General features: G+C 54.5%; 1 protein-coding gene. It reads left to right on the top strand.

All coding sequences use genetic code 11. The annotated features are described in order from the left end of the window. Positions 1–92 precede the first annotated feature (92 nt). A complete protein-coding gene (locus FVW27_RS17620) occupies positions 93–638 on the top strand; it encodes an integrase core domain-containing protein (RefSeq protein ID WP_279586654.1) in 546 nt (181 codons plus the stop codon). Positions 639–826: the final 188 nt, after the last annotated feature.

Below are 826 nucleotides of genomic sequence, written 5' to 3'. Positions count from 1 at the left end.
CAGTGCACAATCCCAAAAAAGAGGTCATGCCGCGCCACCTAGAGCAGCGATGAGGCCATAAAGCTTCATCAACCACTAGCAAGGAGGCCGACATGACCACTGGAAGAAGGTCACGGAATGGCGTGGGAAAAATCTATCTGCAATCGGCCATCGACTGCCACAGCCGCTACGCCTTCGGCAGACTGTACACCAGCAAGCTGCAGGTTGCGGCGGTACACACGCTCAACGAGTCCGTGCTGCCCTTATTCGAGGAGCACGACACGCCGGTCGTCACGGTGCTTTCGGATAATGGCCGGGAATTCTGCGGGCGTCCCGACAGGCATCCCTATGAGTTGTTCCTGCAACTGGAAGGCATCGAGCATCGGACAACCCGCGTCAGACGCCCGCAAAGCAACGGCTTTGTGGAACGGCTGCACAGAACATTGCTCGACGAGCATTTCAGGATTCAGGGGCGCAGGAACTGGTACGAGTCCTTAGACGAAATGCAGACGGACCTGGATGTTTACCTGCACCACTACAACCACGAGGGGGCGCACCAAGGCAGAAACATGAACGGTCGGACACCCTACCAAGCTTTCCGTGATGGCCTTCCCGAGGGCCAGCCGGAAGAGGACAGCAAAGGGCAGCAGGCAGCCTGATCAGCGCCCCGCCGGGCACGGCAGTGTCAGGTGAATACTATCTCTGTACAGTAAATACTATCTCTGTACACTTCTTGTTCACACAGCTACGCATCACTGCTTTTTGACTTCTGACCTTGTAAATTCTTCACATTCGTAGGAGGCATTGGCAAATTATGAGTCATAGCGTAATCTGTAATTTTATTCTT

Source organism: Nitratidesulfovibrio liaohensis (assembly GCF_011682075.1).
GTDB classification, from domain to species: domain Bacteria; phylum Desulfobacterota; class Desulfovibrionia; order Desulfovibrionales; family Desulfovibrionaceae; genus Cupidesulfovibrio; species Cupidesulfovibrio liaohensis.
The sequence above is the reverse complement of the archived record's forward strand: the minus strand, read 5'-3'. Positions and strand labels throughout refer to the sequence as shown.